We start from the raw sequence: 25,151 nt of genomic DNA, 5'->3' as shown, positions 1-25,151 counted from the left end.
GTCGATCGGCTCGGCACCCGCCGCACAGCTGGAGGCGCCCAGTGGCACCGGATCCTGCCCCGATACGCGCCGAAGGACTCCCGGCGCTCAGCTTCCGCAGGACAGACCAGGATCAGGAGGACAGAATGACGTCAGGACGATTCATTGCCGCCGCGCTGGTGGCGCTTCTGGCCGGTGCCGCCGCACCGCTGCCCGCGGCCGCGGTGGAGCTGGAATACGGGCAAGCCGAAGCAGGGCGGATGGTGCCGGACCTCGGCCTCCGGGCCGGACAGATTGCCGGCGCCATGCTGTACACCGACACGGGCGATGCGATCGGCGAGATCGAGGCGGTGCTGGTGACGCAGGATGGGCTGCTGGCCGGCCTCGGCGTGGAGGTTGGTGGATTCCTCGGCATCGGCGATCGCGACGTTCTGCTGCGCTTCAGCCAGGTGCATCGGGTGGGCGACCGGATCGTCACCCTACTGAGCCGGGCTCAGCTGGAAGCGCAGCCGGAATGGGATGACTGAGGCGCGCCCACTCAGCGCTTGGCTTCCGCTGTTACCCCCGCGCATTCTGCCAGCGTGGCCGCAATTGCCATGCGCGAGTACCGGACCTGGAACTGCGCTGCGCGTCGCGCGCTGCGACCCAGTGCCAGATCGTACGATAGATCCACCCGTTGAACTTCTGCGGGAGACTGAGACCGACAAGGACGTGAGTCCACTCGCGCGGCCGATCGCACCCGTCGCCAGACCCGCGATAAACGCGGCGCTGCTCGCGCGAGCAGGGATGCTGCCCCGCTTGACCGTTCCCTGGTGCGGCGACGGCGGCGGCCGCTTGGCATCTTGCCCGCACAACGCGACGCCGATGACCTATGAAAACACGGACGGCCGGCCTGCGGTCGTGGTCGTAGCGGGAGACCCGGCTCGTCGGACACCAAAGCTAATGACAGGGTCATCGCCTATGAGCTGCGGCGATGACGGCGGGCGTGCTATCGTTTCTCGACATCGTGGCGCTGCTGCTGGTGCTTTCGGCGGGCTTCGGCTGGCTGAACCAGCGCTTTCTTGGTCTGCCGGGCTCAATTGGGCTGCTGTCGATGGGTCTCGTCTCTTCGCTGCTGCTGGTTGTGGTCGACATGTTGGAGACGGATGAACCACTGAACCGCAGCCTGATCGCGGCTGTTGGCGCGATCGATTTCCAGAGTGCCGTGCTCGACGGGCTGCTCGCCTTCCTGCTCTTCGCCGGCGCGCTGCACCTCGATATCAGCCGGCTGCGCGGTCGCGCCTGGCCGGTTGCGCTGATGGCGACCGGCGGCACACTCCTGTCCACCTTCGTGATCGGCCTAGGGCTCGGGATGGCTTCGGCGCCGCTTGGCTATCCGTTGCCGCTGCCCTGGGCGCTGGTCTTCGGTGGGCTGATCAGCCGAACCGATCCCGTCGCGGTGCTCGGCACGCTGAAGGTGGTGCAGGTGCCGGCTTCCATTGAGACCGACATGTCTGGTGAGTCGCTCTTCAACGATGGCGTCGGGGTCGTGCTGTTTGCGCTCCTCGTCATTCTTGCCGCGGGCGGCGAGGCTTGACCCGCCGAGGCCGCCGAGCTCTTCCTGCGGGAAGCGGTCGTCGTCGCCGGCATTCTGCTCGGTAACCGCAGGGCGCGGCGCGGCATGAGCGAAAGAACGCGACGCTACGTCTTTGGCTTCTGGGACGTGGTGGACCAGGGGCTGAACGCGGTGCTGTTCCTTCTCATCGGCCTCGAGGTGCTGCTGCTACGTTTCGACTCAGCCTTCGCCGCTCTCGCCATGGCGGCAGTGCCGCTGGCGCTGGCGGGGCGCTTCGCCGCGGTCGGGGGCGCGGTTGCGCTGCTCAGCCGCTTCGTGCCCTTCGCGCCTGGCACCGTCGCCATCCTGACCTGGGGCGGGCTGCGCGGCGGGATCTCGGTGGCGCTCGCGCTCTCGCTGCCCGACATCCCGGAAAAGCCTGCGCTGCTGGCCGCGACCTACGCGGTGGCGGTGTTCAGCATTCTGGTACAGGGCTCGACGCTCGCCGGCGTCGTGCGGCGTATGAAGGCTGGCGCCGACGATTGAGCGCAAGCACGACATGCTGCTGGACATCTGCATGGTCATGGCCGGCGCGATCCTGGCGAGGCTACATGACGTCTAGGTTCACGAGGTCATCGGGCCCAACACAACTGCACGGAAAGCCTTGACGATGTTCTTCGACAGCTGGTTCGGCCTACTTCGAGTCTTGATGGTCGGCACAATTGCCTATGCCGCCCTAGTGCTGCTGCTGCGCGTCTCGGGCAAGCGGACGCTTGCGAAGCTGAACGCCTTCGACCTTATCGTCACGGTGGCGCTCGGCTCCACGCTGGCCACCGTGCTGCTGAGCAAGTCGGTGGCCCTAGTCGAGGGCCTGGCCGCTTTCGCCCTGCTGGCTGGGCTGCAATACGTCGTCGCCTGGCTATCCGTTCGATCGACCCGCTTCAGCGATCTCGTGAAGTCGGAGCCAACGCTCCTACTCCACCATGGCCGCTTCCTCGAAAGCGCCATGCGCGCGCAGCGCGTGACCCGCGCCGAGGTCCTCGCCGCGTTACGAAGTTCTGGCGCGGCGACGCCAGAGCAGGTTGCGGCCGTGGTGTTGGAGACCGACGGAAGCCTCAGCGTGATCCAGAACGCCAACCCGGTCGGGGCTGCCGGTACTTTGGATGACGTCGACGATGCCAAATGTCACTGATGACGCTAACATACTCCGACTGTTAAGATCGCCGGGGCAGTCGACGTTTTGGGCCCAGGCGCGTTTGACCTCGGCATGGACGAGGCCCGATGATGTTCGATGAAGCGCTGGACAGGCTGCAGGCTCTCGGCAGCTCAGCTGCCAACATTTTGCCTGGCCTGCTGCTGGGCGTCCTGGTCTTCGGGCTCGGGCTTATCCTCGTTCGTGGCGTCCGCGCCGCGGTGACGCGCGCGGCGTCGTTGCGCGAAGCCTCCGCCAGCTCGGCGATGGTGCTGGGGCGGATCGCAGGCGGCCTTGTAACGGTTGTTGTGTTCCTGGTTGCCGCTGCAGTCGCGTTTCCCTCCGTGTCCGCGGCAGACCTGTTTAACCTCCTTGGCATCGGCGGTGTCGCCATCGGCTTCGCATTTCGGGACGTGCTGCAGAATCTGCTTGCCGGCGTCCTGATCTTGCTCACACGCCCATTCCGCATCGGTGATCAAATCCGACACGGGGAACAGGAGGGCACGGTCGAGGACATCTGGGTGCGGGCCACCGTGCTGAGGACCTACGACAATCGCCGCATCCTGATCCCCAACGCCTCCCTCTTCACAGACAAGATCGAGGTGATCACCGCCTACCAGCAGCGCCGGCTGCAATTCGCGCTGACCATCGGCAACGGCGACGACATCTCCCTTGCGCGCGACGTCGTCGTGCGGGCCCTCCGCGCCAATCCCGGCGTACTGGCCGACCCGGCGCCGGAAGCGCTGGTGACGGGCCTGGGCACTGCCGGCGTGGACATGGTGGCCCGCTTCTGGATCAACCCGCCGCGTCGGCGCGATGCGGTGGATGCGCTCGACGGCGCTATCGAGGCAGTCAAGGATGCGCTGACCGCGGCCGGCCTCGACCTTCCCTTCCCGACCACGCAGGTGCTATTCCACGACCAGACCGAGGAGACGGATGGCGACCGGTCCCGGCAGCGCGAAGGATGGCCTGCTGCGGGCCGCGACGTGCCGCGGCCGCGCTGGCAGGTGACCCGGAAGGCGGAACGGGACCCGGCCGGGGACCGGCCATGAACAGCGTCGGGGGTCGGCCGTGACAAGCCGTCTGCGGGAGTGGCTGGAGGAGCTCAGGGACATCTTCTGGATCCGTCCGGCCCAGCTTGTGCTCGGCGGGATCCTGCCCGGTCAGCCGTCAGCTTTGTCCTGCAGGCGCGCTACTGGAAAGGCGAGAACTGCGACCGTGCCTCGCTCGCCTCCCGATCGGACGTCGAGCCGCCCCCCAAGCTGGCGCGCCAGGGCGCCGGCCAACATGCGCCCGCGGCCACTGCCTTGCTCCCCAGCGATTTTCTCCTGGGTGGCTGCGACGAGAGCGACCCCGTCGTCCGCGACCTCAAGCACGTACCGATCTGCATCGAGGCGGAAGCCGATCCGGATCTGGCCTTTGCCTGCCGGAAAAGCGTGCTTGAGCGCGTTCGTCACAAGCTCGTTCGCTATCAGGCCGACGCTGGCCGCGACAGGCAAGGGCAATGTGTGGCTTTCCGTCTCCGCAAGCAGCGTGACGCTGGCGAGCGCACCGCCGCAACTCGACCGGAGGTCGTCGGCCAGCGCACCCAGTAAGTTGCGCGTATCCACGCTACCCTCGCCGTCCCTGCGCGACAGGCGGTCATGGAGCCGACCAAGCACACGCACCCGAGCAGCCGCGGCGCGAAGCTCGCATGCGCTGGCGTGGTTTGGGGCAGTCGAAGCCTGGACCAGCAAGACCGCCGCGACGCGCTGCAGGTCATTCTTGATGCGATGGCCGAGCTCCACGAGCAGAATCTCCTTCTCGCGCTCGCCAGCCTCCGCACGGCTGCGCGCCTGGGCCAGCGCGCGAAAGACCTGGCGGGCCGTCTCAACCGCTGCGATGGCGGCAGCACAGATCGCGAGGAAGGCCACTGCAGCCAATGCGACTGTCGCTTCGGATCCGTCAGGCTCGGCAGTCTTGCGCCATGAAACGATCAGACAGCCGAGCACCGCGGCCAGCGCTGCAGGCCCGCGGCCGATCATCACTGCGCTCAGCAGCGTCGCGACGAAGAAGAGCAGGTAGGGGTGTGCCGGACCGCCCCCGAAGAGAACCTCCTGCAGCGCGGCCGCGACACCGATCGCGGCAAAGGCGCATGGGTAGCGCAGGGCTGCCGGCGCGGCCTCTGCGCGGAGCAGGGCTTCGACCAGTGGGGTCTTGCCAGTGCTTGTCGCAGCGGAGCGGGTTCGGTCGGTCGCAGACACGGCAGCTCCCCCCTGGCCGCGGCCGCGAGCGGCGGCTTTGTTCCGTCTGGACGGTCAGACCCCCGCTGGAAGGGGCCCAATTCGCGAGGTTGACGGGCATGACTGCTGCGGCTCCTTCCAGATGGGGGGAAGCCGCCAATCGATCTCACTCCGCACATGCGCGATCGCCCGGCTCCGCTTCATTTGCTGCCTGGCACTCCGCGATGTCGGCTCCAGGGCGGCGCAGCCGGCCCCATGCGACGCATGGAGCGCCGATAGTTCTAGCCTCGCTGGCAAGGCTTCAGAGTTGAATCCGCGACACGCCTTCCGAGCCGTATCAGCGAGGCAGCCGGGTTGTTCAAGTCAGTTGGCGAAGCGCGCCCGCCCCCACTGAGTGCGAAGGCAGGCACGATGGCGAGCCGCACGATTAACGGCGCATCGTCATGCAGGAACCGTGGCGATCCTGCCGTGATCCGCGTGGGTTCGGCGCTCGCGTGCCACATCGTCGTTCACCGTTTCCGAACCTCTCAGCGCCTCAGCCCGCAGGGGCCGCTCCGCGACCCAGATCAGGAGGGCACCGCAGATCATCGCGCAGAACGCCGCCAAGGCGCTGGCGGCCGGGAAGAGGGCGACGGGACGGGGCAGCACATCGGGATCGCCGCCGACGATTGGCTGGATGTCCGGGATCGTGGTCAGTGTCGAGCATGCGAGGAACACCACGCCGAGCGCCGCAGCAGCGGCCAGTGACCGCATGGGATTCTCGAATACGGTGCGCCAGAAGCCACGGAACACGCGCCAGGGGAGCAGTAGCTGATGCTGGATCTTCCGCACGATCTCGGCCCTTTCCTGATGACCTGGAGGACGGAAGCCGCCCTCCAGGTCCAAAAATGGCCAGTCCGCACATCCCGCACAGCTCCGTAGGGTTGCGTAGGCGCGTGGCCTGGCGCTCTGCGGGGTGTCTTACGCGCTCGCTCTCCGGCGGGGCCAACGCCTGGAGAAGGCGACGCGGACAGCCTTGATCAGGCTGCTTGAATGCGCTGGCAGTTCGCCATGGCAACGCCCGCCCGGCAGCCCGCTTCATGCGCCAGTTTTCGCACACCGCTAGGCGCGCTTCGGCGTGTCGGCACAGGAGCGGCTGTGGCGGCGGACGGCCGCCCATGCGTATCCCGCAACGATCCGGCGGTTGCCGACGAGGGGCAGGTGTCGATGGACAACCAGCGCGTACGGCTGGTCGTCCTGATCGAGCGCGAAGTGTTAGACCAAGAGGAGGACAGCGTTAAGCGCACGAGCTAAATCACCTGGCGACGAAGGGCAGGTTCACAGTGCCGAGGCGCGCGCCGGTCTCCGCATTGGTCAGGCTGACCACAAGGGTTGTCGGGCCCTGTGTCTCCACGTCCGGGAAATACAGGAAGCCGCTGGTTTCCCCGCCCGGGCGCACCACCCCCTCCGGAAGCGCCAGCCGCATCATGTCCAGCGTCGGCAGCTGGACCTGGGTGAAAGCGGGGAAGGTAGTGCCGTATAGCCCCGGCGTCATGCTGAAGCTGCCACCGAACGGCGTGAAGCCGGGATAGTAAGGCGAAAGGTAGGGGGCGACCTCGAAGCGGCGGAGCGGGTAGCCAGGGGTCGGCACCCGCTCCATCACCACCCGGTCGATCCGGTAGGGCGGAATCGGCAAGCGGGGTCCCCCGGGCCGGCCGTTCAGCCGGAAGGCTTCGTAGCGGATGGCCACGGGCACCGGGCTGCGGTTGTCGACGCGGATCAGAATCGGGGTCAGGACTTGGGCCAGCCGGTCCGGCGTGGCGATCCAGGCTTCGGTGAAGGCGGCGACCCGCACGCCACTCTCCATCGCCTCGACCCCTTGCCCGGGACCGGGCACCGTCATGGCGCGGGGCGCGGGCTCCAATTCGGGATCGAGCGCGCATCCGGCCAGGAGAAGGCCTGCGATACCGCCGAGAATGTGGCCATGGATGCAGCGTCGAAGCATGAGCGTTCCCTCCGTGAGGATCGGCACGGCGCCCGCACCGCATTGGGAGCGGTCGCGGTTAGCGCCGACCTTGCGGGCTTCATCGCGAGGCTTCCTGGCGAGTTGCGGGAGAAGAAGGGGGTTACGTAGTGGCCACAGGCGGCGGCACGGCGTTCAGACGCAGACGTCCGCCAGAAGGCAGGATCGTGATCCTGGACGCGTTCAGTGGACGCCGACGACGTTCGTGCCGACCAGGTTCGAGACACACAGGCAGGCTCGATGCAGCGGCGTGGTGGTCACCGGCGCGGGCAGCTCATCTCGACCGGGTGCCGAAGGCACTCATCCTCGAGGCGGTTCGGGAGGGAGCCGGCGAGACGGCGGCACGTGGGCTGGCGCAGGCGAGGAAGGACGCAGTCGTCGAGGCAGCGTTTGGGTTGCTGGACAGCTCCGCCTAGGGCGCACCTGCGGCGCGCTCTGGCAATTGGAGCAAGGCGCTCAGCGCTGTACCGGGTGGGCCGCCCGGGAGCCGGCGACCCTCTCCTTCGCCGACCACTATGACTTCACGTGTGCGGGCGGTGGTGAGCGGGCGTTGCGAGGCGAGATCGAGACGCCGGTCATCCCGCGCAGATAACGCGCGGCTCAACATCAAGCGGCAGCGAAGCCTAAGCGCCAAATCCCCGTCGATCGTCGCAGGTCTCGATCGCCCGCGCAGCCCGACGGCGCGCGTCACCTAGGCGTCCTGCGCCGGCAGCCTAGCGCCGCTCCCGCGCTGGGATAATACCGCCGGGCTCCTGCAGTACGACGGCGGCCGGCCGCTGAGGGCCTCCGGCCGCGCCCCTTGGCAGGAACAGCCATCCCTAGCCCGTGGTGGGGCGCCCCCGGCGGCCAAGGGCGTCCGACAGGTTCAAGGGAGACTGAAGCTGTGGAAGTGAGCTTCCCGCGCCGACAGTCAGGGCCGGCACTGAGCGTATAGCTCACTGCACGGTGATGTCGTTACGCTGGATGACGTCGCCCCACCGCGCAGTTTCGCGGTTGATGAAGGCCTGAAAAAGCGCCGGCGTCGTGTCGGATGGCACCGCGCCCAACTCCTCGATCCTGGCGCGCGCCGTAGGGTCCTGCAGCACGCCGCGGATCTCGGTGGCGAGACGGTTGATCACCGGCTGCGGTGTCCCGGCCGGTGCCTGGACGCCGAACCAAGCGGTGGGATCCACGGCAGGGAAGCCGGCCTCAGCGGTCGTCGGCACGTCCGGCAGCACACTGCTGCGATGGTCGCCGGTCACCGCCAGCGCCCGCAGTCGGCCGTCTCGGATGTGCGGCAGTGCCGATGGCAGGTTGTCAACGCCGGTGTCGACGCGGCCGGCCATGATCTCCGGCAGCATGGATGAGGAGCCACGGAAGGGCACGTGGATCAGCTCAATGTCGGCGGCCTCCTGTAGGATCTCTCCCGTCAGGTGCAGGCTGGTGCCGATGCCCGAACTGCCAATGGTAAGCCCTTGGCGCCGCCGCTTCGCCAGCTCGACCATCTCCCGCAGCGTCCGCGCAGGCAGATCCGGCGCAGCAACGATCACGTTCGGCACCCGCGCGACCTCGGCGACGGCGATCAGATCCTCTGGCTTGAAGGGCGCATCCTTGTACAGGCTCGGGTTGATGGCGGCGGTGCCGATCGTCGTCATCAGCAGGGTCAGCCCGTCCGGCTCCGCCTTCGCCACAGCATCCGCGCCGACGTTCCCGCCGGCGCCGGGCCTGTTGTCCACCACGACCGGCTGCCCGAGTCGGTCCGAAAGGCCCTGCGCCACGATGCGACCGAGCAGGTCCGTGGTGCCGCCCGCGGAGAACGGCACGACCAGCCGGATCGGCCGCTGCGGTTGCCATTGGGCGCCGGTCGAGGTGCCGGGTTGCGCGGTTGCGCAGCGGATACCAGAGACCGTCGCCAAGGCAAAGGTGGCGGTTCCGGTTAGAAGCCTGCGGCGTGCAATGGGGTCCATGTTTCCTCACTTGATTGCTCGGTGGTGGTTCGTGAGGGCCTTCCGGCTCGAACCGGAACATCCGGCGCTGCCTCAGCGCCCAAACGGATAGTTGCCCGCGGCGCCAGGGCCAGCGCCGATCTAGCGGCCCAGCTAAAGTCGCCGCTGACTTCGACCAGCTGTGCGGCCGTGCGGACCTCGGAGTGCCTACTTCAATACCGCGTAGTCGGATGCAGCGAAGACGGGCAATGCAATCGGTGAAAGTGCCAGCTTTTTCATCATGTCGGAGCCTCCCCGCTCTGCCCCGCACGCCGCTAGCCGCCCGAGTTGCTGCGCATAACACCCGACGTCCGCCGCCGTTTCGCCGGCTCGTCTGTGGATCGGCCACATGACCGTGTGCAGGCGGCGCACCTGGCCTAAAAAATCCTTTGCTGCTCTGGCGGTGCGCCTACCGTTCCGTGGGCATCGCCGCGAAAGAATCACCGCCCCGGTAGGCGCAAACCCATGCGCTTGGGCGGTCAAGAGGAGAAGCAAGGCGCGAAGGCCGCGGGTGAGCTGAAGCCGCCGTCTGCGGTAAGGCGGAAGCTCAGTGATGGTTGACCCAGTGAGCACGAAGCCTTGCCAGATGGCGGTTGGAGCGGTCACCCCTCGAGGTCGCGCGGTGCGATGCAAGGGCGAGCAGAAAGCACTCGCCGTGAAAGGCGACTTCGCGGCGATTTGGCTAAACCGCTTCACGATGCGGGCAGCCCAGGCGCTGTCCCGATCTGTTTGCCGGGAGAGTCGACGTCCCTGGTCGCCCTTTGTGCGCGCTGCTGAGGTTGTCGGTTCGCAAAGTGCGGCGTCCATTGAGAGCAGGGCCCGGCCCTAAGTAGAGCTACGGAGTGTGCTGCCCAGCCGATCGGTCCAAGCTCACCCGATGCTCGCACGCCGTTGGTTCTCCGGCGGGCAACTGTCCAAGCGGGATCGACAGCATGAAGCTGACACCCATCTGCGGCATGGCTCCGCTTCCCGGCATGGCGAGCTGGAACCTTGACGCGTCATTGCTCGTGGTCCTGCTTCTCGGCGCCGCAGCGACACTCCGGCTGACGTGGCACCAAGGCATGAGATCGGGACTGGCGCTGGTCGGCTGGGCGCTGCTCGCCCTCGCGCTCGTCTCGCCGCTGTGCAGTATCTCCGTGGCATTGTTCAGCATGCGGGTGACCCAGCACCTCGTCATCAGCCTGATTGCGGCGCCGCTGCTCGCCAGCGCGATCCAGCATCGGCCGGCCATCCGCCGTGGCGGCGTGGGCGCACCGACGATTGCCTTCGCGCTGCTGCTCTGGTTCTGGCACCTGCCCGCGCCCTATGTCGCGACCTTCGCGCCTGACGGCATCGCCTACTGGCTGATGCACGCCTCGCTCGCCGGCAGCGCCATCTGGTTCTGGGCGGCGCTGCTGCGGCACGGCGAGGCGCGGCCGGTCGCGGCGGCGTTGGGCGGGCTGGCCACCGCCATACAGATGGGCGTGCTGGGCGCGCTTCTGACCTTTGCGCCGCGGCCGCTGTACATCGTGCATGCTCCCGATGTGACCTTGCCCTGGGGCTTCACCCCGCTGGAGGACCAGCAGCTTGGCGGGCTGCTGATGTGGGTGCCAGGCGGGCTGCTGCTCGTGCTGGTGCTAGGCACGGGCCTCGCCCTGATGCTGCGCACGCCGCGTTCTGCCGCGCTGCCGCTGGCCCTGCTGCTGGCGCTGCCCGTGACGGCGCTGGCACAGGGCAATCAGTCGACCACTACCACCTCCGCCGCGAGCGGGGGTAGGCGCAGCGGCACCCCGGTGGGCGTGTTGACAACCAGCGCCGTCACCACCGGCGACAGTGGCCCGAGCGCGCCGACCCCTTCCGTACCGGAGGGTGCGGGCCGGCACACGCGCGTACTTGGACCGGTCTGCTTCGGCTTGGCCGGGCCGGTGCTCGAGGATTGCCGCGTGAAAAGCGGCATGGGGCCGCAGGAGAACGCACGATGACCCCGGACCTTTCGCGCCGCGGCCTGCTGCTCAGCAGTGGCAGCCTGGCCGCCGTACCGCTGACCGGCCCGACAGAGGCACAAAGCCACGATACGATGCCGGCGACGCCGATGGCAGCGCCGACGCTGTGGCGCTTCTTCACTGCGGACCAGGCCAGCTTGGTCGCGGCCATGGTCGACCGCTTGATCCCGCCGGATGCCGAATTCACCGGTGCCGTGGGCGCTGGCGTGCCGCAGTTCATCGACGGCCAGCTCGCCGGCGCCTGGGGCAGCGGCGCCCGGCTGTACCGCCTGGGGCCCTTCGCGGAGGGCACGCCGGAACAGGGCTACCAGCTTCCCTACACGCCGGCCGAGCTGTACCGAACCAGCCTGTCGCTGGTCGCCGACTGGGTCCGCGGCGGCTACGGCAGCCGCTTCGAGGAGCTCGACCCGCGCCTGCAGGACGAGGCCCTGCGCAGCCTGGAATCCGGCGAGGCCGGCTTCTCCGAGCTTCCATCCGATGCCTTCTTCGAGACGCTGCTGGCCAATACGGTCGAGGGCTTCCTGTCGGACCCGATGTACGGCGGCAACCGCGACATGGTGGGCTGGCGCATGGTGGGCTTTCCAGGACCCTATGCCGGCTACGTCAACCTGCTGGACCGCCACGGGCTGAACTTCAACCGGCCGCCGCGCGGCATCGCGGAGGCGCTGCGCGAACACGCGCAGCACCACGCTCCGACCCTGCAGCGCTGAGGAGACGGCATCATGGCGCAACGCCTTCCGGAAGTGGATGTCGTCCTCGTCGGTATGGGTTGGACGGGTGCCTTGCTGGCCAAGGAGTTGACCGATGCCGGGCTCAAGGTGGTCGGTCTGGAGCGAGGGCGGGCACGCCAGACCGTGCCCGATTTCCAGTCGCCCACCATGCATGACGAATTGCGCTACGCCGTGCGTCACGGGCTGATGCTGGACCCTTCGACGGAAACACTGACCTTCCGCAACTTCACCAGCCAGACGGCGCTGCCGATACGCCAGCTCGGCAGCTTCCTGCCCGGCGTCAATCTCGGCGGCGCCGGCGTGCACTGGAACGGCCAGACCTGGCGGTTCCAGGAAAGCGACTTCGTGCTGCGCAGCCATCTGCGGCAGCGCTACGGCGAGGACATCATCCAGGACGGGCTGACCATCCAGGACTGGGGCCTGACCTATGCCGAGCTGGAGCCGTTCTACGACAGGTTCGAGCGCATCTGCGGCATCGGCGGCATCGTCGGCAACCTGCGCGGCGAGATCCAGCCGGGTGGCGATCCGTTCGAGCCGCCGCGCAGCAATCCCTTTCCCAACCCGCCGATGCCGCAGCCCTATGCCGCGGCGCTGTTCGCGCGCGCCGCGGAACAGGCCGGCGCGCATCCCTTCCCGGTGCCGACGGCGAACCTCTCGCGCCCCTATACCAACCCCTATGGCTGCGCCATGCAGCCCTGCAACGCCTGCGGCTTCTGCGAGCGCTTCGGCTGCGAGCATTTCGCCAAGGCCAGCCCGCAGGTCTGCGTGCTGCCGAAGGTGCTGGGGCATGAGCGCTTCGAGCTCCGCACCGGCTCCACCGTGACGCGGGTGAACTACGACCGGCAGGGCAAGCGCGCCACCGGCGTCACCTACATCAATGGCCGTGGGCAGGAGGTGGAACAGCCGGCGGCGATCGTCGCGCTGTGCGCCTTCTCCTACCACAACGTCCGGCTGCTGCTGCTGTCCGGCATCGGCACGCCTTATGATCCGCGCAGCGGCGAGGGCACGCTCGGCAAGAACTACACCTACCAGACCATGAGCGGGGTTTCCGTGTTCATGGACCCGGACGTCAACCTCAACCCCTATATGGGCGCCGGGGCGCTGGGCACGGCGGTGAATGACTGGAACGGCGAGGCCTTCGACCACAGCGGGCTCGGCTTCGTCGGCGGCGCCTATATCGCAGCCTACCAGACCGGCGGCCGCCCGATCGAACGGCATCCGGTGCCGCAGGACACGCCACGTTGGGGCGCCGGATGGAAGCAGGCGGTGCGGCGGCACTACAACAGCACGCTGTCACTGACGGTGCATGGATCCTCGATGCCGCATCGCGGCAACTACCTGGATCTCGATCCGACTTACCGAGACAGCCTCGGCAATCCGCTGCTGCGCATGACCTTCGACTTCCCCGCGAATGACCGGCTGATGTCGGACTACGTGACGGACCGCGCGGTGGACATCGCCAACCGCATCGGTGGCAAGGTGGAGGCGGCCCGGCGGACCGGGCTGTACAGCGTGGTGCCCTACCAGACCACGCACAACACCGGCGGCGCCATTATGGGGCAGACGCCGCGCGACAGCGTGGTGAACCGCTACCTGCAGCATTGGGACGCGCACAACCTGTTCGTGATGGGCGCCTGCACCTATCCGCACAACCCCGGCTACAACCCCACCGACACGGTGGGCGCGCTGGCGCTGTGGGCGGCGCGGGCGATCCGGGACGACTATATCGGGAACCCTCGCCCGCTGGTGCCGGCATGAGGCCCGCCCTTCCGCTCGCCCTTCTGCTGCTGGCGGGCACCGCCGCCGCGGCGGTGGAGCTGCTGGGCAACCCCCCGTCGCCGCGCCAGGTGGCGTCCGGGCGCGCGGTCGCCGCGGGCGCCGGCGGCCAGGGCCAGCAAGGCGCCTGTTTTGCCTGCCACGGCTTCGACGGTGCCGGCCAGGCCGCTGCCGGCTTTCCCGCGCTGGCGGGGCAGAGCGCGGAATACCTGCATGAGCAACTTGAGCGCTACGCCTCCGGCGCCCGACCCAACCCGATCATGCAGCCGATTGCCGCGGCGATGACGCCGGACCAGCGGCGCGACGTCTCCGTGTACTACGCGGCGCAACCGCCGCAGGCCTCGGCGGGCGCGCGGCCGCAGGGCGATCCGGCGCTGCTGCAGCATGGCGGAAACCTGTCCGCCATTGGCTCCGCCGAGCGCGGCGTGCAGGCCTGCCAGAATTGCCACGGCCCTGGTGGGATCGGCCTCTGGCCGAACTACCCGCGTCTGGCCGGACAGCCGGCGGACTACCTTGCGGCGCAGCTCCGCGCCTGGAAGCAGGGCGAGCGGCCCGGTGACGAGCCCTACAACTTCATGGCCAACATCGCCGCGCGCCTGACCGAGGACGACATCCGCGCCGTCTCGCTGTATTTTGCCTCCGTGCGCACCGTACCGCGCCAGGCCGGCACGGGGGTGCTGCCGTGATCGCGCGTCTCATCGCCGTCGTCGCGCTGGGTGTCGCGCTGGCGGCGGCACCCGCATCGGCCCAACAGACCGCGCAGCGCTACGGGCTGCCGCCGCTATGGCCAGCGCCAAATGCCGGGCTGACGGAACCCAGGGGCAATCCGCAGGCAGGGCTGGAGGTGGTGCGCGGCATCGAGGGGCTGGTCGGCGGCGCCTGCGTCAACTGCCACGGCCTGCAGGGGGCGGCCGATGGCAGCGGTGCCTTCCCGCGGCTGGACGGTCAGCATGCCTGGTACCTCTACAAGCAGCTTCGGGACTATGCGAGCGGCGAGCGGGCGCATGCCGTCATGACCCCGATCGCCCGCGTGCTGACCGACCGCCAGATGCAGGACGTCGCCGCCTGGTACGCGGCGCAGGCGGAGATCGTCGAGGGGCCGTCGGGCGAGTTCGACCTGCGCGTCCGCCAGCTCGGCGGCAGCATCGCCGCCACCGGTGCGCCGGATCGAGGCGTCATCGCCTGCGCGCAGTGCCACGGCATGCAGGGTGAGGGCGCCGGCCCCGCCATCCCGACGCTGGTCGGGCAATATGCGCCCTATACGGCGCTGCAACTGCATCTCTGGAAGCGGGGCGAGCGCCGCAACGGCCCGCTTGGCGTCATGGCGCAGGTCGCCGCCGGCATGACGGATGAGGAGATCGAGGCGGTCGCCGCCTACTACGCGGCCTTGGCACCGGCGCCACGGTGACGGGCCGCGTGCAGATGGCGCTGGCGCTGCTGCTGCCGCTGGCGGGCTGTGGCGAGGAGGTGCCGCCGGCCAACCGCATCACCGGCGGCGACGCGGCCATGGGCCGCCGCTTGGTCGCCTCGCATGGCTGCGCGTCCTGCCATGTGGTGCCGGGCACGCGCTGGCCGCGCGGCCATGTCGGCCCCTCGCTGGTGGGCTTCGCGGGCCGCGGCTACATCGCCGGCATCCTGCCGAACACGCCGGACAACCTGGTGCGCTGGCTGCGCGACCCGCCCGGCATCGCGCCGCGCACCGCCATGCCGGACCTGGGGCTGGCACAGGACGAGGCGCGGCACATCGCCGCCTTCCTGGTGGATCCGCGATGAACCTGCAATCCGCGATGCACCCGGCGGGGCCGGATGGCGAACGCATCGCCGCGCTATCCTGGTTGCTGTTCGGCGGCGGCGGCGCCATCTTCGTGCTGGTGATGGTTCTCGTGCTGGTCGCCGTGGTGGGCGGGCGGTGGGAGCGCCGGCTGCTGGGCTCCCGCCGCGCCATTGTGGTCGGCGGCATCGCCTTCCCGGTGGTGGTGCTGACCGCGCTATTGCTGCACACGCTCGGCCTGGCGCGCGCCATCGGGCTGCCGCTGGCTGGCGGCGAACCGCCGCTGCGCATCGAGGTGGTGGGCCACCAGTTCTGGTGGGAGATGCGCTACCCCGGCACGCTGCCGGATGGCGGCATCGTTACCGCCAACGAGATCCGCATCCCCACCGGCCGCGACGTGATGCTGGAGGTGACCTCCGCCGACGTGATCCACAGCCTTTGGATCCCGGCGCTGCACGGCAAGATCGACATGATCCCCGGCCTGGTGAATCACCGCCGCATCCGCGCCGACGAACCCGGCGTGCTGCGCGGGCAATGCACCGAATTCTGCGGCGCCCAGCATGCGATGATGGCCTTCTACGTGATGGCGCAGACACCCGAGGATTTCGCCGCCTGGCTCGACCAGCAGCGGCTGCCGGCGGCGGAGCCGGACCGGCCGATCCTGGCGCTCGGCCGCCAGGTCTTCGGCGCTGCCGGCTGCGGCGGCTGCCACGCCGTGCGCGGCACCGAGTGGAATGCGCGGATCGGTCCTGACCTCACGCATGTCGGCAGCCGGCTTTCGCTCGGTGCCGGCGTGCTGGAGAACCACCGGGGCACGCTGGCGGGCTGGATTGCCGGCAGCCAGGACCTGAAGCCCGGCAACCGCATGCCGTCCTTTGCCGCGGCACTGGATGGCCAGGAACTGCGCGCCGTGGCCGCCTGGCTGGAGAGCCTGAAGTGACGCCGCCCGATACCGCCGGCGACGCGCTGCGCCACGACGCGCCGCTGCCAAACCCGCTGCCGCGCCCACCCGACGAACTGCCGCGGCTGGAGCGCATCTGGCGTTCGCCGCGCGGCTGGGCGTTTCCCTGGACCGAGGTGAACAACAACTGGATCGGCGTGCTCTACCTCGGCACAGCAGGGTTGTTCTGCGTGCTGGCGGTGATCCTCAGCCTGCTGATGCGCGCGCAGCTTGCCGTGCCGGGCAACGACCTGCTGGACCAGGAGACCTACAACCAGGTCTTCACCACGCACGGCACGATGATGATGTTCCTGTTTGCCGTGCCGGCGGTGGAGGCGCTGGGCGTCTATCTGTTGCCGGCGATGCTGGCGGCGCGCGACCTGCCCTTCCCGCGCCTGTCCGCCTATGCGTACTGGGCCTATGCCGTCGGCGGGCTCGGCTTCTTCACCTCGCTGTTCTTCGGCCTGGCGCCGAATGGCGGGTGGTTCATGTATCCGCCGCTGACCAGCCACGAATACTCCCCCGGCATCAACGCGGATTTCTGGCTGCTCGGCATCGGCTTCATCGAGATCTCGGCCATCGCCGGCGCCGTCGAGATCGTCGTCGGCATCCTGCGCAACCGCGCACCGGGCATGACGCTGGCGCGCATGCCGCTGTTCGCCTGGGCCATGCTGGTCTTCGCCGTGATGATCATCTTCGCCTTCCCCGCGGTGATCTGGGCCACCGTGCTGCTGGAACTGGAGCGCGCCTTCGACTGGCCCTTCTTCCTGCCGGACCGCGGCGGCGACCCGCTGCTGCGGCAGCACCTGTTCTGGTTCTTCGGCCACCCGGAGGTCTACATCATCTTCCTGCCGGCGGCGGGCGCGGTGTCCATGATCGTGCCGGCGATGGTGCAGACGCGGATGGTCGGCTACGGTCTGGTCGCGATGGCGCTGGTGGCGACGGGCTTCCTCAGCTTCGGTTTGTGGGTGCACCACATGTACGCGACGGGGATTCCCTCGCTCAGCCTGGCCTTCTTCAGCGGCGCCTCCTTCGCCGTCTCCGTCCCCACCGGCATCCAGGTCTTCGCCTGGATCGCCACCATCGCCAGCGGCAAGCCAAAGCTGCACGTGCCGATGCTGTTCGTCTTCGGCTTTCTCTTCATCTTCGTCCTCGGTGGGCTGACCGGCGTGATGGTGGCCATCGTGCCGTTCGACTGGCAGGCGCACGACACCTACTTCATCGTGGCGCACCTGCACTACGTGCTGATCGGCGGCATGGTCTTCCCGCTGCTCGCGGGCCTGTACTACTGGGCGCCCTCCGCGGCCGGCTGGCGGCTGTCCGTGCGGCTCGGCAAGTGGGTGTTCTGGCTGCTGTTCCTCGGCGTGAACCTGACCTTCTTCCCGATGCATATCAGCGGCCTGATCGGCATGCCGCGCCGGGTCTGGACCTACCCCGAGGGGATGGGGCTGGAAGTGTGGAACATGCTCTCCACGGCCAGCGCCGCCGTCTCCGCGCTCGGCGTGCTGCTGCTGCTGGTCGACCTCGCCCGCAACTTCCGCATGTCGCCGGGCGGTCCGGCTGACAACCCGTTCAACGCCGCTACGCTGGAATGGCTGCCGCAGGGCAACTACGCCGCGCGCAGCATCCCGCGCATCACCAGCCGCGAGCCGCTGTGGGACCAGCCGGACCTGGCGGAGCAGGTGCGCCAGGGCCGTCACTTCCTGCCCGGCACGGTAACCGGACTGCGGGAGACACTGGTGACCAGCCCGGTGGAGGCGCGTCCGCAATACGTCGCCATCATCCCCGGCCCGGCCTGGGCGCATTTCATCGCGGCGCTCTGCACCGCCGGCTTCTTCCTGTCGCTGACGGTGAAGTTGCTGTGGCTGGCCGGCATCTTCGGCACCGTCGCCGTCTCCGCCATCCTCTACTGGCTGTGGACGGGCACCGATCTCGGGCCCGTCGTCGACCGCGCGGATATCGGTGGCGGCCTGTGCCTGCCGGTCTATGTCAGCGGGCCCGACAGCGTGTCCTGGTGGGCCATGGTCGTGCTGCTGCTGGTCGATGGCACGGTGTTCGCCTGCCTCGGCTTCACCCACGCCTTCCTGTGGCTCTCGAACGGCGACGCGCAATGGCCGCCGCCCGGCATGGGCGTGCCGGAGGTGGCCTTCCCGCTCGGCTCGCTGGCGCTGCTGGCTGGCTGCGCCGGCCTGCTGTGGCTGGCCGGGCGGCTGCTGCGGCAGGGCCGGGCGCGGGCGATGGGCGGCGTGGTGCTGCTGGCGCTGCCGCTGTTCCTGCTGGCGCTCGGCCTGGACCTGCACGCGGTCTGGCAGGCCGGCATTCGCCCCACGCTGCACGCTTTCGGCGCCGCCACCTTCGCCAACCAGTTCTGGCAGGGGCTGCACGGCCTCATGGTGGCGACGATGGCGCTGTACCTGGCGGCGCGCGCCTTCGCCGGGCTGATCGACCCGGTGCGTCGCATCACCTTCGACAACGTCCGCATCTTCTGGCTCTACGCCCTGGCGCAGGCCGCGGCCGGGCTGTGCCTGACGCATCTGCTGCCCCGCGCGCTGGGGACGGGCTGATGCAGGTCGTCGGCTTCTCACCCATGCTGAATGCGATCGCGGGCCTGATCGTCTGGGCCGCGCATTTCCTGCTGGTCTATGGCGCGCAGGCGACAGTGTGCTGGCGCGGGCTGGCCGGTGCGACGCTGTGGGGCCAGCCCCTCGTGCCGGCCATCGTGCTCGGCCTCACCGCGCTTGGCCTGGTGGCGGTGGCGCTGATCGGCGGGCGCGCGTGGCGCCGGCTGCATTCCGGCCTGGCGAGCCAGGAGGGCGAGGAGCAGTCGCAATTCACCCTCTGGATGAGCCTGGCGGTCACCCTGATGGCGGCGCTGGCGATGGTGTGGGAGGCCGTACCGGTCCTCATCCTGCCGCCCTGCGGGTGAGGCTTCGCCGGCCGGATTTCACCGACTGGCCGCTCCGGGACAATGCTCTGGTCTTCCTGGCGGTCGCCGCCATCGTCTGGATGGCCGGGTCGCGCCTCGCCGCCCAGGTCGATGCGCTGTCGGCACGCACCGGCATGGGCCAGGGCGTCGCCGGCCTCGTGCTGCTGGGCGTCATCACCTCGCTGTCCGAACTCCCCGTTTCGGGCTCCGTCAGCGCCGCGCTGGGCAGGAGGCGCTGATGGCGGTCAACACGCTGCTCGGCTCCGGTTCGCGCTGCAGGCGACGCTGCTGGCCATCGCCGACGGGCTGATCGATCGGGACGCGCTCACCTCCTTCGTGGCGCAGCCAGTGGTGCTGTTGCAGGGCGCCTTCGGCATCCTGATCCTGGCGTTGATCGCCGTGGCGATCATCACGGGAGACTTCGCGCTTGGCCCGGTCGGGCTGTGGAGCGTCCTCGTCGTCCCGGCCTTTCCCGGCAGCGTGGTGCTGCTGGCGCGCTACGAGGCGCAGCCGCCGCGCTGGACCGCGCGCCGCTTTCCGGACCGCGAGCGGCGCCGGGCGAGGATGCGGAGGACAAGGATGGCGGTTCCACCCGGCGCCTGGCGCTTCGCATCGGCGCGGCCGCCGCCTACATGCTGCTGGCCGGCCGGACGTTGAGCGAGACCGGCGGTAGCGGAGCAGACCGGACTCGGCAGCGCCCTCTTCGGCGCGACACTGCTCACCATCGCCACCTCGCTGCCGGAGGTCAGCACGGTGACGGCGGCGATGCGGCTGCGGTGCTATGAAGTGGCCATCGGCGACATCTTCGGCACCAACCTCTTCAACGCCGCCATGGTCTTCGTCATTGACCTGACGGCGTCCGATGCGCCGGTGCTCGGGCGCGTCGGGGCCTTCACTGTCGTCGGCGCCCTGCTCGACCTGGTCATCACGACCATCTTCTTGGTCGGTGTGATCGAGCGTCGGGATCGGACCGTGCTGCGCGTGGGCTAGGATTCGGCGGCGGCGCTAGCCTGCTACGCCTTTGGCGTGCTGTTGCTGTTGCTGCTCTTGCTGCGCGACCAGACCGGAGTCTGACTCGACGTTCCTGCACTCTGGCGGTTCGGCGATGTCCGTCCCAGGCCGTTAGGGGAAAACAATGCGATACCCGCCAGTTCCATGCGTCCATCGTGTTGCCGCGCCTAGCCCTCGAGTTCCGGCTCAACCGACGGGGCATCCCCCGTCGGCTCGTGGGCAAGGGCCGGTCTGTTACTAGACGTCAAAAAGACCGCCGTCGCCGACATCGTCACCGACGTCGCCGAATTCAGGCTCTTCGATATATCCGCTGCGATTGTCGTCGTAGATGCCGAACATGCCGGTATTCAGCTCCGCCTCATTGAGGCCGGCGACCCCATCGGTGTTCCAGGTGTTCCACGCGGTCGCGCCGAACCGGCTGTTCCAACCACTCATGTGATCGCCAAGACCGGTGCGCCACTCGCTTTCGGTCAGGATGCCGTTGTTGTTTGCATCCCATTTCTTGAAGGTGCCGATCTTGCCGAAGCCGCTGGTGAACTCGTTCCGGTCAATCCCAGCATCGTTGGTCGTGTTCCAGGCAGAGTAGTTGCTCTGAGCTAAAGACGGCGTGGATGCCACGCAGACAGCGAGGAGCGTGGCGGCGCAGGTCTTAATCAGGCGATTTTTCATGTTGAGCCTCCGGTTGCTTTGGTTGTTGCTGCCGGCGCAGACATGCGCGGCGACGACTGAACACGAAATTCTCGAGCAGGTTTTCTAAGTGGAAACACTGAACCTTGTCGATCTTCAGCGGCATCGACACAATAATTGTCGCGTCCTCGACCCAGGAGGGAACTGGCAAAGCGAGGAACATCAGCCGCAGGCTCTCCACGATCCGTCTTGCTGGAAGGTCCATGAATTCGTCGGCCTCTACGTCGATCCACCAGCCTAGGCCGTAGTCCTATCGATCGACGGATAGGGCTAAATTGAGACCCTCGATGGCACCCAACGCAGCCTGCTGCTCAAGCACGGCCGTTGCGGCACCATGACCCGCGGCACATCCGCAACGGCACCACCACCTTGGATGTGGCTGCGCACAAGCCCGTCGCACGCAACATGGCGGCAGCGAGGATCATTTCCTTCGCTTGCGGGACTCCGCAGCGGCAATAACGCGATACGGTCCGGCTGATCAGAGTTGGGACCACGTGGCGATCAGCGACATCCGTGCCATCACCTATGATGCGCGCCTGAACGCCTCTTCTGTCGACCGGCTGCGTTATCGCCCGTGACACATCATGAGAGGAGAGGGTTCAATGCCGACATCGTCAGCGCAAGCGGTGCTGCGTCGCCTGGTCCTAGCGCTGGGCGTCGGCAGCCTGCTGACCGCCCCAAGCTTTGCGCAGCCCGGAAATGCGGAGGCCACGGAGTCGTGGCAGCGTCAGCAGCCCACCGTCGAACGTACGCGGCGCCTGGCACGCGAAGAGGGCGTCGCCGCGAGCCCACAGGAGCGCCGCGAGCAGTTGCGCGACCTGAATGCGATAGCGCGGGAATTGCTCCCACCGGATCCCGTTCTGCCCGCACCCGGCCTGCGCAGCCCAGGCTCTGGCGGCCGCCCCGCCATCGACACGCCGGTGCGGTGAGGCCGTGCATTCCGCATAAAGACTCAGTTATGACTGTCGAACAATGCGTCTGCGCGGCGGCGGCTTCCGGCCGATCCCGCCTGCACGCCACCATGGTGGCGCTGCCGGAATAGGGCACGCGGGACCCGCAGCCCGGCGCCGTGCTGCCGCAGCAGCAGGCGCTGGTGGACGAGGCGCAGAGGGCCTGGATGGTTGTCAAGGAAGCACCGGCGAGCTTCGATGGCCGCAACGTCTACACCGCAGCCCCGCTCTGAACGCCCTGGCGAAGCCCGAGATGGACACCCGGCGCGACATACCGCCCGGCTTCGGTGGTCGGCCCGGCGCCCGTCCCCTCCACGGCACCATCGCCGGCGCCGTGGGCGCGCTGCGTAGCGCGCCTTCCAGCCCCTCCACGCGCAGGGCCGGGATCAGCGCTTCGCGACGCCGCTCCAGCAAGGAAGGATCGCACGACGCATCCTCCTGCGCCGTCACCGACAAGAAGGCGCGCAGGCCCAGGATGCGCCGCCGGGCTTCCACCAGCCACGCCGGGCTGTGGGTTTCGCCGTCGACCTGGTTGGCGGCGAAGCGCCCGAGGAAATCGGGGTTGATCCGCTCCGTCCCCGCCATGCGCGGCCGCTGGCTGTGCGTGGCTGGGCCATGATGCCGCAGGACGCGCGGTGCGCCTGCCATGGAAATTGTCGCTCAGCCCGCCGGGTCGACGCCGCGGAAGGCCCACTCCGCCTGCTCCAGCGCGCGCCGGACCGCGGGCCGGTCGCCGCGGTCCAGCGCGGCCTTGGCCACGTTCAGCCATTCATCCACCACCTCCCGCTCCAGCGGGTTCAGGGCGGCCATGGATAGGGCATGCTCGGCGCGGTCGATGGCATAGGCGATGCCTTCGCGGTCGCCGCCGGTGGCTGCGTCCCGGGCCTGCGACACCGCCTGAAGCACGGCACGCGCCATGCGCTGTGACTCATGATCCTGAAGGCTGGTTGGATCCGCGGTGCCTATAATCGTGCCGCGCGCCGCCTGCGTGCGCACCAGCGCCTGCCTCGCCCGGTCGAGCGCCGCATCGCGCCGAGGTCCATCCGGTTGCCTGCGCAGTTCGTGCAGCGCGGCGAGCAGATGCCGTTCCGCCCGGTCCAGCTGCCGGGCCGACGTCGTCGCAGGGTCGGCGAAGCCTTCGGCTGCCACCTTGACCCCAGCCTGGCCGAAGGCGGTGCCGCAGGGTGCCAGCAGGCTTGCAGCGAATAGCAAGGGGAGGATGCGGTTCATGGCGTTTCCCTGTCCTGTGCCGGGGATTCAGATCCAGTACGGGATCTGACCGTAATGCGCGTAGAGCCGCTGCTCATAGGCGCGGTCAGTGGCGGCGGTGGGCGTGTAGTCGGGGCCGGCCTCGACCTGCTCCCGGGTGATGTCGACACGCAGCTTCCGTTCGCCCCAATCGACCTCCCGGATCCACTTCGGCGCGAGCAGCACCTGCTTGCCCGGCCACCAGTTCCGCGTGTCGACCACGATGTAGCGGATGGCCCAGCCAGCCTCATCGAGCAGGAACTCCTCGACATGGCCGATGTCGTCGTCGTTCGCGCGAATGTAGTAGCCGGTCACCTCCTTCATGCTGCGCAGATGCGGGTCGCCCGCCTGCCTCTGCGCCGCGCCGGCGCCAGGAGGCGTCTCGCCGGCATTCATCGTGCCCTGGCCAGGGGTGGGGGCGGCCGCGGCCTCTCCAGGCACCGGCAGCAAAGTCCCCGAGAAGGCCGCCGTACCCGCATGCCAGTACGGAGACCAGCCGTAATAGCCGTAGACTTCGGTCTCCATCTGGCGCGAGACGGGTTCGTCCTCGCTCCTGCCCGGGCTGTCCTTCACCTGCTCCCGCACCGCCGTGACCGAGACTGCGCCCGTCGCCGTATCCGGCCTGCCGAGGACGGATGTCGGTAGCAGCACCTTGCGGCCCGGCAGCCAGGACCCGGTATCCACGACAAGCCAGCGCACCGCCCAATCCTGATCGTCGAACAGGATGTCGTGGACGCTGCCGATCGAATCATCCGTGGCCTTCACGCTCGCGCCGATGAGGGTGGAGGAGCGCCAAAGGCTCTTTTCCGGTGCCGCCATGATTGCCTCCCATGCGTCGTGTCGCCGCGTGTGGATCACGCGAAGGGTGGTCAGTCGAACAGCCCGTCGCCACCGAACCAGCCATCGTCGCGCTCACCGTCCCGATAGGCTTCGCGGCGCATGCGGTCGCGGCGTTCGTCCATGCGACCCTGCTGGTAGCCGCGCTCGAACCGCGCGCGATCCTCGCGCTCGCGCTCCTCGAACCAGCCGCGACGGCCTTCGCCGAAGACCTCCGGCCGTCCCTCGAACCAGCCGCGCTCGCCGCGACCGAACATTTCGAAACCCTCGCGTTCCTCGGGTTGCGCCATGGCCGGTGCCGCGGCCAGGCCGCCACCCAGCATGAACCCAAGGGCGAGAAGCGGCTTGCTGATCTTCATGGCTCTTCTTCCTTGTCCAGGGTTTGGGCTTGTCCCGGGTTGAGTGCGGAGCTGCGCGCGTGGCGCAGCCCCGCGTCGGGTGCCTAGAGGATCCCGTCGTCGAACAGCCCGTAGTCGATGCGCGGCGCGGTGGCCGCCGCGTCCGTCGTGGCGTAGGGAAGGCCGTAATAGTCGTTGCCCGGCTCGAAGCCGTAGTCGTAGCCGTAATAGGGGAAGCCGTAGGCACCGCCGCCCCAGCCGATGCCGCGCGTCACGAGAACGCCGGAGATGCGGCCGTCAGGGCCGATCACGACATCGGAGACGCGGCCATAGCCGGCGCCGTTGCTGAGCCGCGCATAGTCGCCGATGACCTCGGACAGCCGGTACTCGCGCGGACCCGTGACCAGCGTCTCCGGACCATCGAAAAGGTCATAGGCCTGCGCCCGCTGCTCCGTCATCTCGACCCGGATGCCGCTGGTGCCCGGCGTCAGGCCGACCTCGTTCCACGGCACACGGAAGGCAGCGTCGCCGATCTCGAGGAAGCCGCCGCCTTCGACGACGATGGCGCGGATGCGGCCATCCGGGCCAGCGATGATGTCCTGCACGTCGCCGAGGTCGTTGCCGTTCCCGCCAAACACCTCCTGGTCCATGATCCGGGAGGCGCGGACGCCGCGGTACAGTTCCTCGGACGTCACACGGGGCAGGCTCCGGTCGGTGTCACGCAGGAAGAAGACGAGCGCGTTGGTGGAGCGACCTTCGGAGGTGCTGCCCTGGCCCGCCTGCTGGCCCTGGCCCTGTGCGTTTTGCTGGCCCTGCGCGCCCTGCTGGCCCTGCGCGCCCTGCTGGCCCTGCGCGCCCTGCTGGCCCTGCGCGCCCTGCTGGCCTTGAGCGCCTCGCTGGCCCTGGTTCTGCTGGGCCGCGACCGGCGCTGCGATCAGCGCGGGAATGGCAATGAGGGCCAGCGCCGCCAGCCGGATCGCGGCTGGCTGCCGGTCCGCCCTGTGTGCGACGGCCAGTTCGGTTCCCATGGTCTTCATCGTCACTCTCCCAATGTGGTTCGA

General features: G+C 68.7%; 29 protein-coding genes and 1 pseudogene. 19 read left to right on the top strand and 11 right to left on the bottom strand.

Annotation, left to right across the window (positions count from 1 at the left end):
• Positions 1-125: 125 nt before the first annotated feature.
• The 5 genes from J3S20_RS02065 to J3S20_RS02045 all read left to right on the top strand — a co-directional run bounded on the left by J3S20_RS02065 (position 126) and on the right by J3S20_RS02045 (position 3,757).
• Positions 126-506, top strand: coding sequence for a PRC-barrel domain-containing protein (locus J3S20_RS02065; RefSeq protein ID WP_216834145.1), 381 nt, complete (start codon positions 126-128; stop codon positions 504-506).
• Between the two features lie 446 nt (positions 507-952).
• Positions 953-1,555, top strand: coding sequence for a cation:proton antiporter domain-containing protein (locus J3S20_RS02060; RefSeq protein ID WP_216834143.1), 603 nt, complete (start codon positions 953-955; stop codon positions 1,553-1,555).
• Between the two features lie 24 nt (positions 1,556-1,579).
• The gene (locus tag J3S20_RS02055; RefSeq protein ID WP_216835389.1) at positions 1,580-2,059 is read left to right on the top strand and encodes a cation:proton antiporter domain-containing protein; all 480 of its coding nucleotides are present in this window, start codon (positions 1,580-1,582) and stop codon (positions 2,057-2,059) included.
• A gap of 124 nt (positions 2,060-2,183) precedes the next feature.
• Entirely contained in the window at positions 2,184-2,705 is a 522-nt protein-coding gene (locus J3S20_RS02050) for a DUF421 domain-containing protein (protein WP_216834141.1), read from the top strand.
• An 89-nt stretch (positions 2,706-2,794) separates the two neighbouring features.
• Positions 2,795-3,757, top strand: coding sequence for a mechanosensitive ion channel family protein (locus J3S20_RS02045; protein ID WP_216834139.1), 963 nt, complete (start codon positions 2,795-2,797; stop codon positions 3,755-3,757).
• Positions 3,758-3,868: 111 nt separating this feature from the next.
• On the opposite strand, the gene J3S20_RS02040 is transcribed toward J3S20_RS02045, so the two are convergent.
• Positions 3,869-4,948 (bottom strand): sensor histidine kinase, encoded by a 1,080-nt coding sequence (locus J3S20_RS02040; protein ID WP_216834138.1) that lies wholly within the window; start codon positions 4,946-4,948, stop codon positions 3,869-3,871.
• Between the two features lie 420 nt (positions 4,949-5,368).
• Complete coding sequence (locus J3S20_RS02035) at positions 5,369-5,812, bottom strand: hypothetical protein (protein WP_216834135.1); 444 nt, start codon at positions 5,810-5,812, stop codon at positions 5,369-5,371.
• Positions 5,813-6,064: 252 nt separating this feature from the next.
• Here J3S20_RS02035 and J3S20_RS02030 point away from each other — a divergent pair, with 252 nt between their 5' ends.
• Positions 6,065-6,220, top strand: a complete 156-nt coding sequence (locus J3S20_RS02030; RefSeq protein ID WP_216834133.1) for a hypothetical protein — start codon at positions 6,065-6,067, stop codon at positions 6,218-6,220.
• A gap of 1 nt (position 6,221) precedes the next feature.
• Here the strand turns inward: J3S20_RS02030 and J3S20_RS02025 are convergent, their stop codons facing one another.
• Complete coding sequence (locus J3S20_RS02025; RefSeq protein WP_216834132.1) at positions 6,222-6,938, bottom strand: hypothetical protein; 717 nt, start codon at positions 6,936-6,938, stop codon at positions 6,222-6,224.
• Positions 6,939-7,864: 926 nt separating this feature from the next.
• Positions 7,865-8,875, bottom strand: coding sequence for a Bug family tripartite tricarboxylate transporter substrate binding protein (locus tag J3S20_RS02020; protein ID WP_216834130.1), 1,011 nt, complete (start codon positions 8,873-8,875; stop codon positions 7,865-7,867).
• Between the two features lie 950 nt (positions 8,876-9,825).
• Here J3S20_RS02020 and J3S20_RS02015 point away from each other — a divergent pair.
• From J3S20_RS02015 to J3S20_RS01960, 12 genes and pseudogenes are all read left to right on the top strand, one after another.
• On the top strand, positions 9,826-10,854 hold the full coding sequence (locus J3S20_RS02015; protein ID WP_216834127.1) for a cytochrome c oxidase assembly protein: 1,029 nt from the start codon (positions 9,826-9,828) through the stop codon (positions 10,852-10,854).
• Positions 10,851-11,585: a gluconate 2-dehydrogenase subunit 3 family protein gene (locus J3S20_RS02010; protein WP_216834124.1), complete on the top strand. Its 735-nt coding sequence runs from the start codon at positions 10,851-10,853 to the stop codon at positions 11,583-11,585. The genes J3S20_RS02015 and J3S20_RS02010 overlap by 4 nt, the downstream gene beginning before the upstream one ends.
• A 12-nt stretch (positions 11,586-11,597) precedes the next feature.
• A complete protein-coding gene (locus tag J3S20_RS02005; protein ID WP_216834123.1) occupies positions 11,598-13,364 on the top strand; it encodes a GMC family oxidoreductase in 1,767 nt (588 codons plus the stop codon).
• Positions 13,361-14,068 (top strand): c-type cytochrome, encoded by a 708-nt coding sequence (locus tag J3S20_RS02000; protein WP_216834121.1) that lies wholly within the window; start codon positions 13,361-13,363, stop codon positions 14,066-14,068. The genes J3S20_RS02005 and J3S20_RS02000 overlap by 4 nt, the downstream gene beginning before the upstream one ends.
• Complete coding sequence (locus J3S20_RS01995; RefSeq protein ID WP_216834119.1) at positions 14,065-14,790, top strand: c-type cytochrome; 726 nt, start codon at positions 14,065-14,067, stop codon at positions 14,788-14,790. Before J3S20_RS02000 ends, J3S20_RS01995 begins: the two co-directional genes overlap by 4 nt.
• Complete coding sequence (locus J3S20_RS01990) at positions 14,787-15,155, top strand: c-type cytochrome (protein WP_216834117.1); 369 nt, start codon at positions 14,787-14,789, stop codon at positions 15,153-15,155. The genes J3S20_RS01995 and J3S20_RS01990 overlap by 4 nt, the downstream gene beginning before the upstream one ends.
• Positions 15,152-16,093: a cytochrome c oxidase subunit II gene (locus tag J3S20_RS01985; protein ID WP_216834115.1), complete on the top strand. Its 942-nt coding sequence runs from the start codon at positions 15,152-15,154 to the stop codon at positions 16,091-16,093. The genes J3S20_RS01990 and J3S20_RS01985 overlap by 4 nt, the downstream gene beginning before the upstream one ends.
• The gene (locus J3S20_RS01980; RefSeq protein WP_216834113.1) at positions 16,090-18,657 is read left to right on the top strand and encodes a cbb3-type cytochrome c oxidase subunit I; all 2,568 of its coding nucleotides are present in this window, start codon (positions 16,090-16,092) and stop codon (positions 18,655-18,657) included. Before J3S20_RS01985 ends, J3S20_RS01980 begins: the two co-directional genes overlap by 4 nt.
• Positions 18,657-19,019 (top strand): hypothetical protein, encoded by a 363-nt coding sequence (locus J3S20_RS01975; protein ID WP_216834111.1) that lies wholly within the window; start codon positions 18,657-18,659, stop codon positions 19,017-19,019. Before J3S20_RS01980 ends, J3S20_RS01975 begins: the two co-directional genes overlap by 1 nt.
• Positions 19,016-19,258 (top strand): hypothetical protein, encoded by a 243-nt coding sequence (locus tag J3S20_RS01970; protein ID WP_216834109.1) that lies wholly within the window; start codon positions 19,016-19,018, stop codon positions 19,256-19,258. Before J3S20_RS01975 ends, J3S20_RS01970 begins: the two co-directional genes overlap by 4 nt.
• 97 nt (positions 19,259-19,355) lie before the next feature.
• Entirely contained in the window at positions 19,356-19,676 is a 321-nt protein-coding gene (locus tag J3S20_RS01965; protein ID WP_216834107.1) for a hypothetical protein, read from the top strand.
• Between the two features lie 24 nt (positions 19,677-19,700).
• A pseudogene (locus J3S20_RS01960) lies at positions 19,701-20,009 on the top strand (hypothetical protein); the annotation flags it as partial.
• Between the two features lie 258 nt (positions 20,010-20,267).
• Here the strand turns inward: J3S20_RS01960 and J3S20_RS01955 are convergent.
• Positions 20,268-20,699, bottom strand: a complete 432-nt coding sequence (locus J3S20_RS01955) for an EF-hand domain-containing protein (protein ID WP_216834105.1) — start codon at positions 20,697-20,699, stop codon at positions 20,268-20,270.
• Positions 20,680-20,922: a hypothetical protein gene (locus J3S20_RS01950; protein ID WP_216834102.1), complete on the bottom strand. Its 243-nt coding sequence runs from the start codon at positions 20,920-20,922 to the stop codon at positions 20,680-20,682. The genes J3S20_RS01955 and J3S20_RS01950 overlap by 20 nt, the downstream gene beginning before the upstream one ends.
• A gap of 397 nt (positions 20,923-21,319) precedes the next feature.
• Here J3S20_RS01950 and J3S20_RS01945 point away from each other — a divergent pair, with 397 nt between their 5' ends.
• Complete coding sequence (locus J3S20_RS01945) at positions 21,320-21,646, top strand: hypothetical protein (protein ID WP_216834101.1); 327 nt, start codon at positions 21,320-21,322, stop codon at positions 21,644-21,646.
• 195 nt (positions 21,647-21,841) lie between these two features.
• Here J3S20_RS01945 and J3S20_RS01940 read toward each other — a convergent pair whose 3' ends face one another.
• The 5 genes from J3S20_RS01940 to J3S20_RS01920 all read right to left on the bottom strand — a co-directional run bounded on the left by J3S20_RS01940 (position 21,842) and on the right by J3S20_RS01920 (position 25,127).
• Positions 21,842-22,252: a hypothetical protein gene (locus tag J3S20_RS01940; protein WP_216834099.1), complete on the bottom strand. Its 411-nt coding sequence runs from the start codon at positions 22,250-22,252 to the stop codon at positions 21,842-21,844.
• Between the two features lie 75 nt (positions 22,253-22,327).
• On the bottom strand, positions 22,328-22,897 hold the full coding sequence (locus J3S20_RS01935; RefSeq protein WP_216834097.1) for a hypothetical protein: 570 nt from the start codon (positions 22,895-22,897) through the stop codon (positions 22,328-22,330).
• A gap of 27 nt (positions 22,898-22,924) precedes the next feature.
• Positions 22,925-23,734 carry a PRC-barrel domain containing protein gene (locus J3S20_RS01930; protein ID WP_216834094.1) on the bottom strand — a complete coding sequence of 270 codons (810 nt, stop codon included), beginning with the start codon at positions 23,732-23,734 and terminating at the stop codon, positions 22,925-22,927.
• A gap of 50 nt (positions 23,735-23,784) precedes the next feature.
• A complete protein-coding gene (locus J3S20_RS01925) occupies positions 23,785-24,111 on the bottom strand; it encodes a hypothetical protein (RefSeq protein WP_216834091.1) in 327 nt (108 codons plus the stop codon).
• Positions 24,112-24,194: 83 nt separating this feature from the next.
• Positions 24,195-25,127 (bottom strand): PRC-barrel domain-containing protein, encoded by a 933-nt coding sequence (locus J3S20_RS01920; RefSeq protein WP_246602328.1) that lies wholly within the window; start codon positions 25,125-25,127, stop codon positions 24,195-24,197.
• Positions 25,128-25,151: the final 24 nt, after the last annotated feature.

The organism is Falsiroseomonas tokyonensis (assembly GCF_019024325.1).
Taxonomy (GTDB): Bacteria; Pseudomonadota; Alphaproteobacteria; order Acetobacterales; family Acetobacteraceae; genus Falsiroseomonas; species Falsiroseomonas tokyonensis.
Note: the sequence above shows the minus strand (reverse complement) of the source record. Positions and strands in the feature narration are given on the sequence as shown.

Coding starts and splice junctions, on each gene's coding strand:
- J3S20_RS02065 (WP_216834145.1), top strand. CDS start 126: ATGACGTCAGGACGATTCATTGCCGCCGCGCTGGTGGCGCTTCTGGCC.
- J3S20_RS02060 (WP_216834143.1), top strand. CDS start 953: ATGACGGCGGGCGTGCTATCGTTTCTCGACATCGTGGCGCTGCTGCTG.
- J3S20_RS02050 (WP_216834141.1), top strand. CDS start 2,184: ATGTTCTTCGACAGCTGGTTCGGCCTACTTCGAGTCTTGATGGTCGGC.
- J3S20_RS02045 (WP_216834139.1), top strand. CDS start 2,795: ATGATGTTCGATGAAGCGCTGGACAGGCTGCAGGCTCTCGGCAGCTCA.
- J3S20_RS02020 (WP_216834130.1), bottom strand. CDS start 8,875: ATGGACCCCATTGCACGCCGCAGGCTTCTAACCGGAACCGCCACCTTT.
- J3S20_RS02015 (WP_216834127.1), top strand. CDS start 9,826: ATGAAGCTGACACCCATCTGCGGCATGGCTCCGCTTCCCGGCATGGCG.
- J3S20_RS02010 (WP_216834124.1), top strand. CDS start 10,851: ATGACCCCGGACCTTTCGCGCCGCGGCCTGCTGCTCAGCAGTGGCAGC.
- J3S20_RS02005 (WP_216834123.1), top strand. CDS start 11,598: ATGGCGCAACGCCTTCCGGAAGTGGATGTCGTCCTCGTCGGTATGGGT.
- J3S20_RS02000 (WP_216834121.1), top strand. CDS start 13,361: ATGAGGCCCGCCCTTCCGCTCGCCCTTCTGCTGCTGGCGGGCACCGCC.
- J3S20_RS01985 (WP_216834115.1), top strand. CDS start 15,152: ATGAACCTGCAATCCGCGATGCACCCGGCGGGGCCGGATGGCGAACGC.
- J3S20_RS01975 (WP_216834111.1), top strand. CDS start 18,657: ATGCAGGTCGTCGGCTTCTCACCCATGCTGAATGCGATCGCGGGCCTG.
- J3S20_RS01955 (WP_216834105.1), bottom strand. CDS start 20,699: ATGAAAAATCGCCTGATTAAGACCTGCGCCGCCACGCTCCTCGCTGTC.
- J3S20_RS01950 (WP_216834102.1), bottom strand. CDS start 20,922: ATGGACCTTCCAGCAAGACGGATCGTGGAGAGCCTGCGGCTGATGTTC.
- J3S20_RS01945 (WP_216834101.1), top strand. CDS start 21,320: ATGCCGACATCGTCAGCGCAAGCGGTGCTGCGTCGCCTGGTCCTAGCG.
- J3S20_RS01940 (WP_216834099.1), bottom strand. CDS start 22,252: ATGGCGGGGACGGAGCGGATCAACCCCGATTTCCTCGGGCGCTTCGCC.
- J3S20_RS01935 (WP_216834097.1), bottom strand. CDS start 22,897: ATGAACCGCATCCTCCCCTTGCTATTCGCTGCAAGCCTGCTGGCACCC.
- J3S20_RS01930 (WP_216834094.1), bottom strand. CDS start 23,734: ATGGCGGCACCGGAAAAGAGCCTTTGGCGCTCCTCCACCCTCATCGGC.
- J3S20_RS01925 (WP_216834091.1), bottom strand. CDS start 24,111: ATGAAGATCAGCAAGCCGCTTCTCGCCCTTGGGTTCATGCTGGGTGGC.
- J3S20_RS01920 (WP_246602328.1), bottom strand. CDS start 25,127: ATGAAGACCATGGGAACCGAACTGGCCGTCGCACACAGGGCGGACCGG.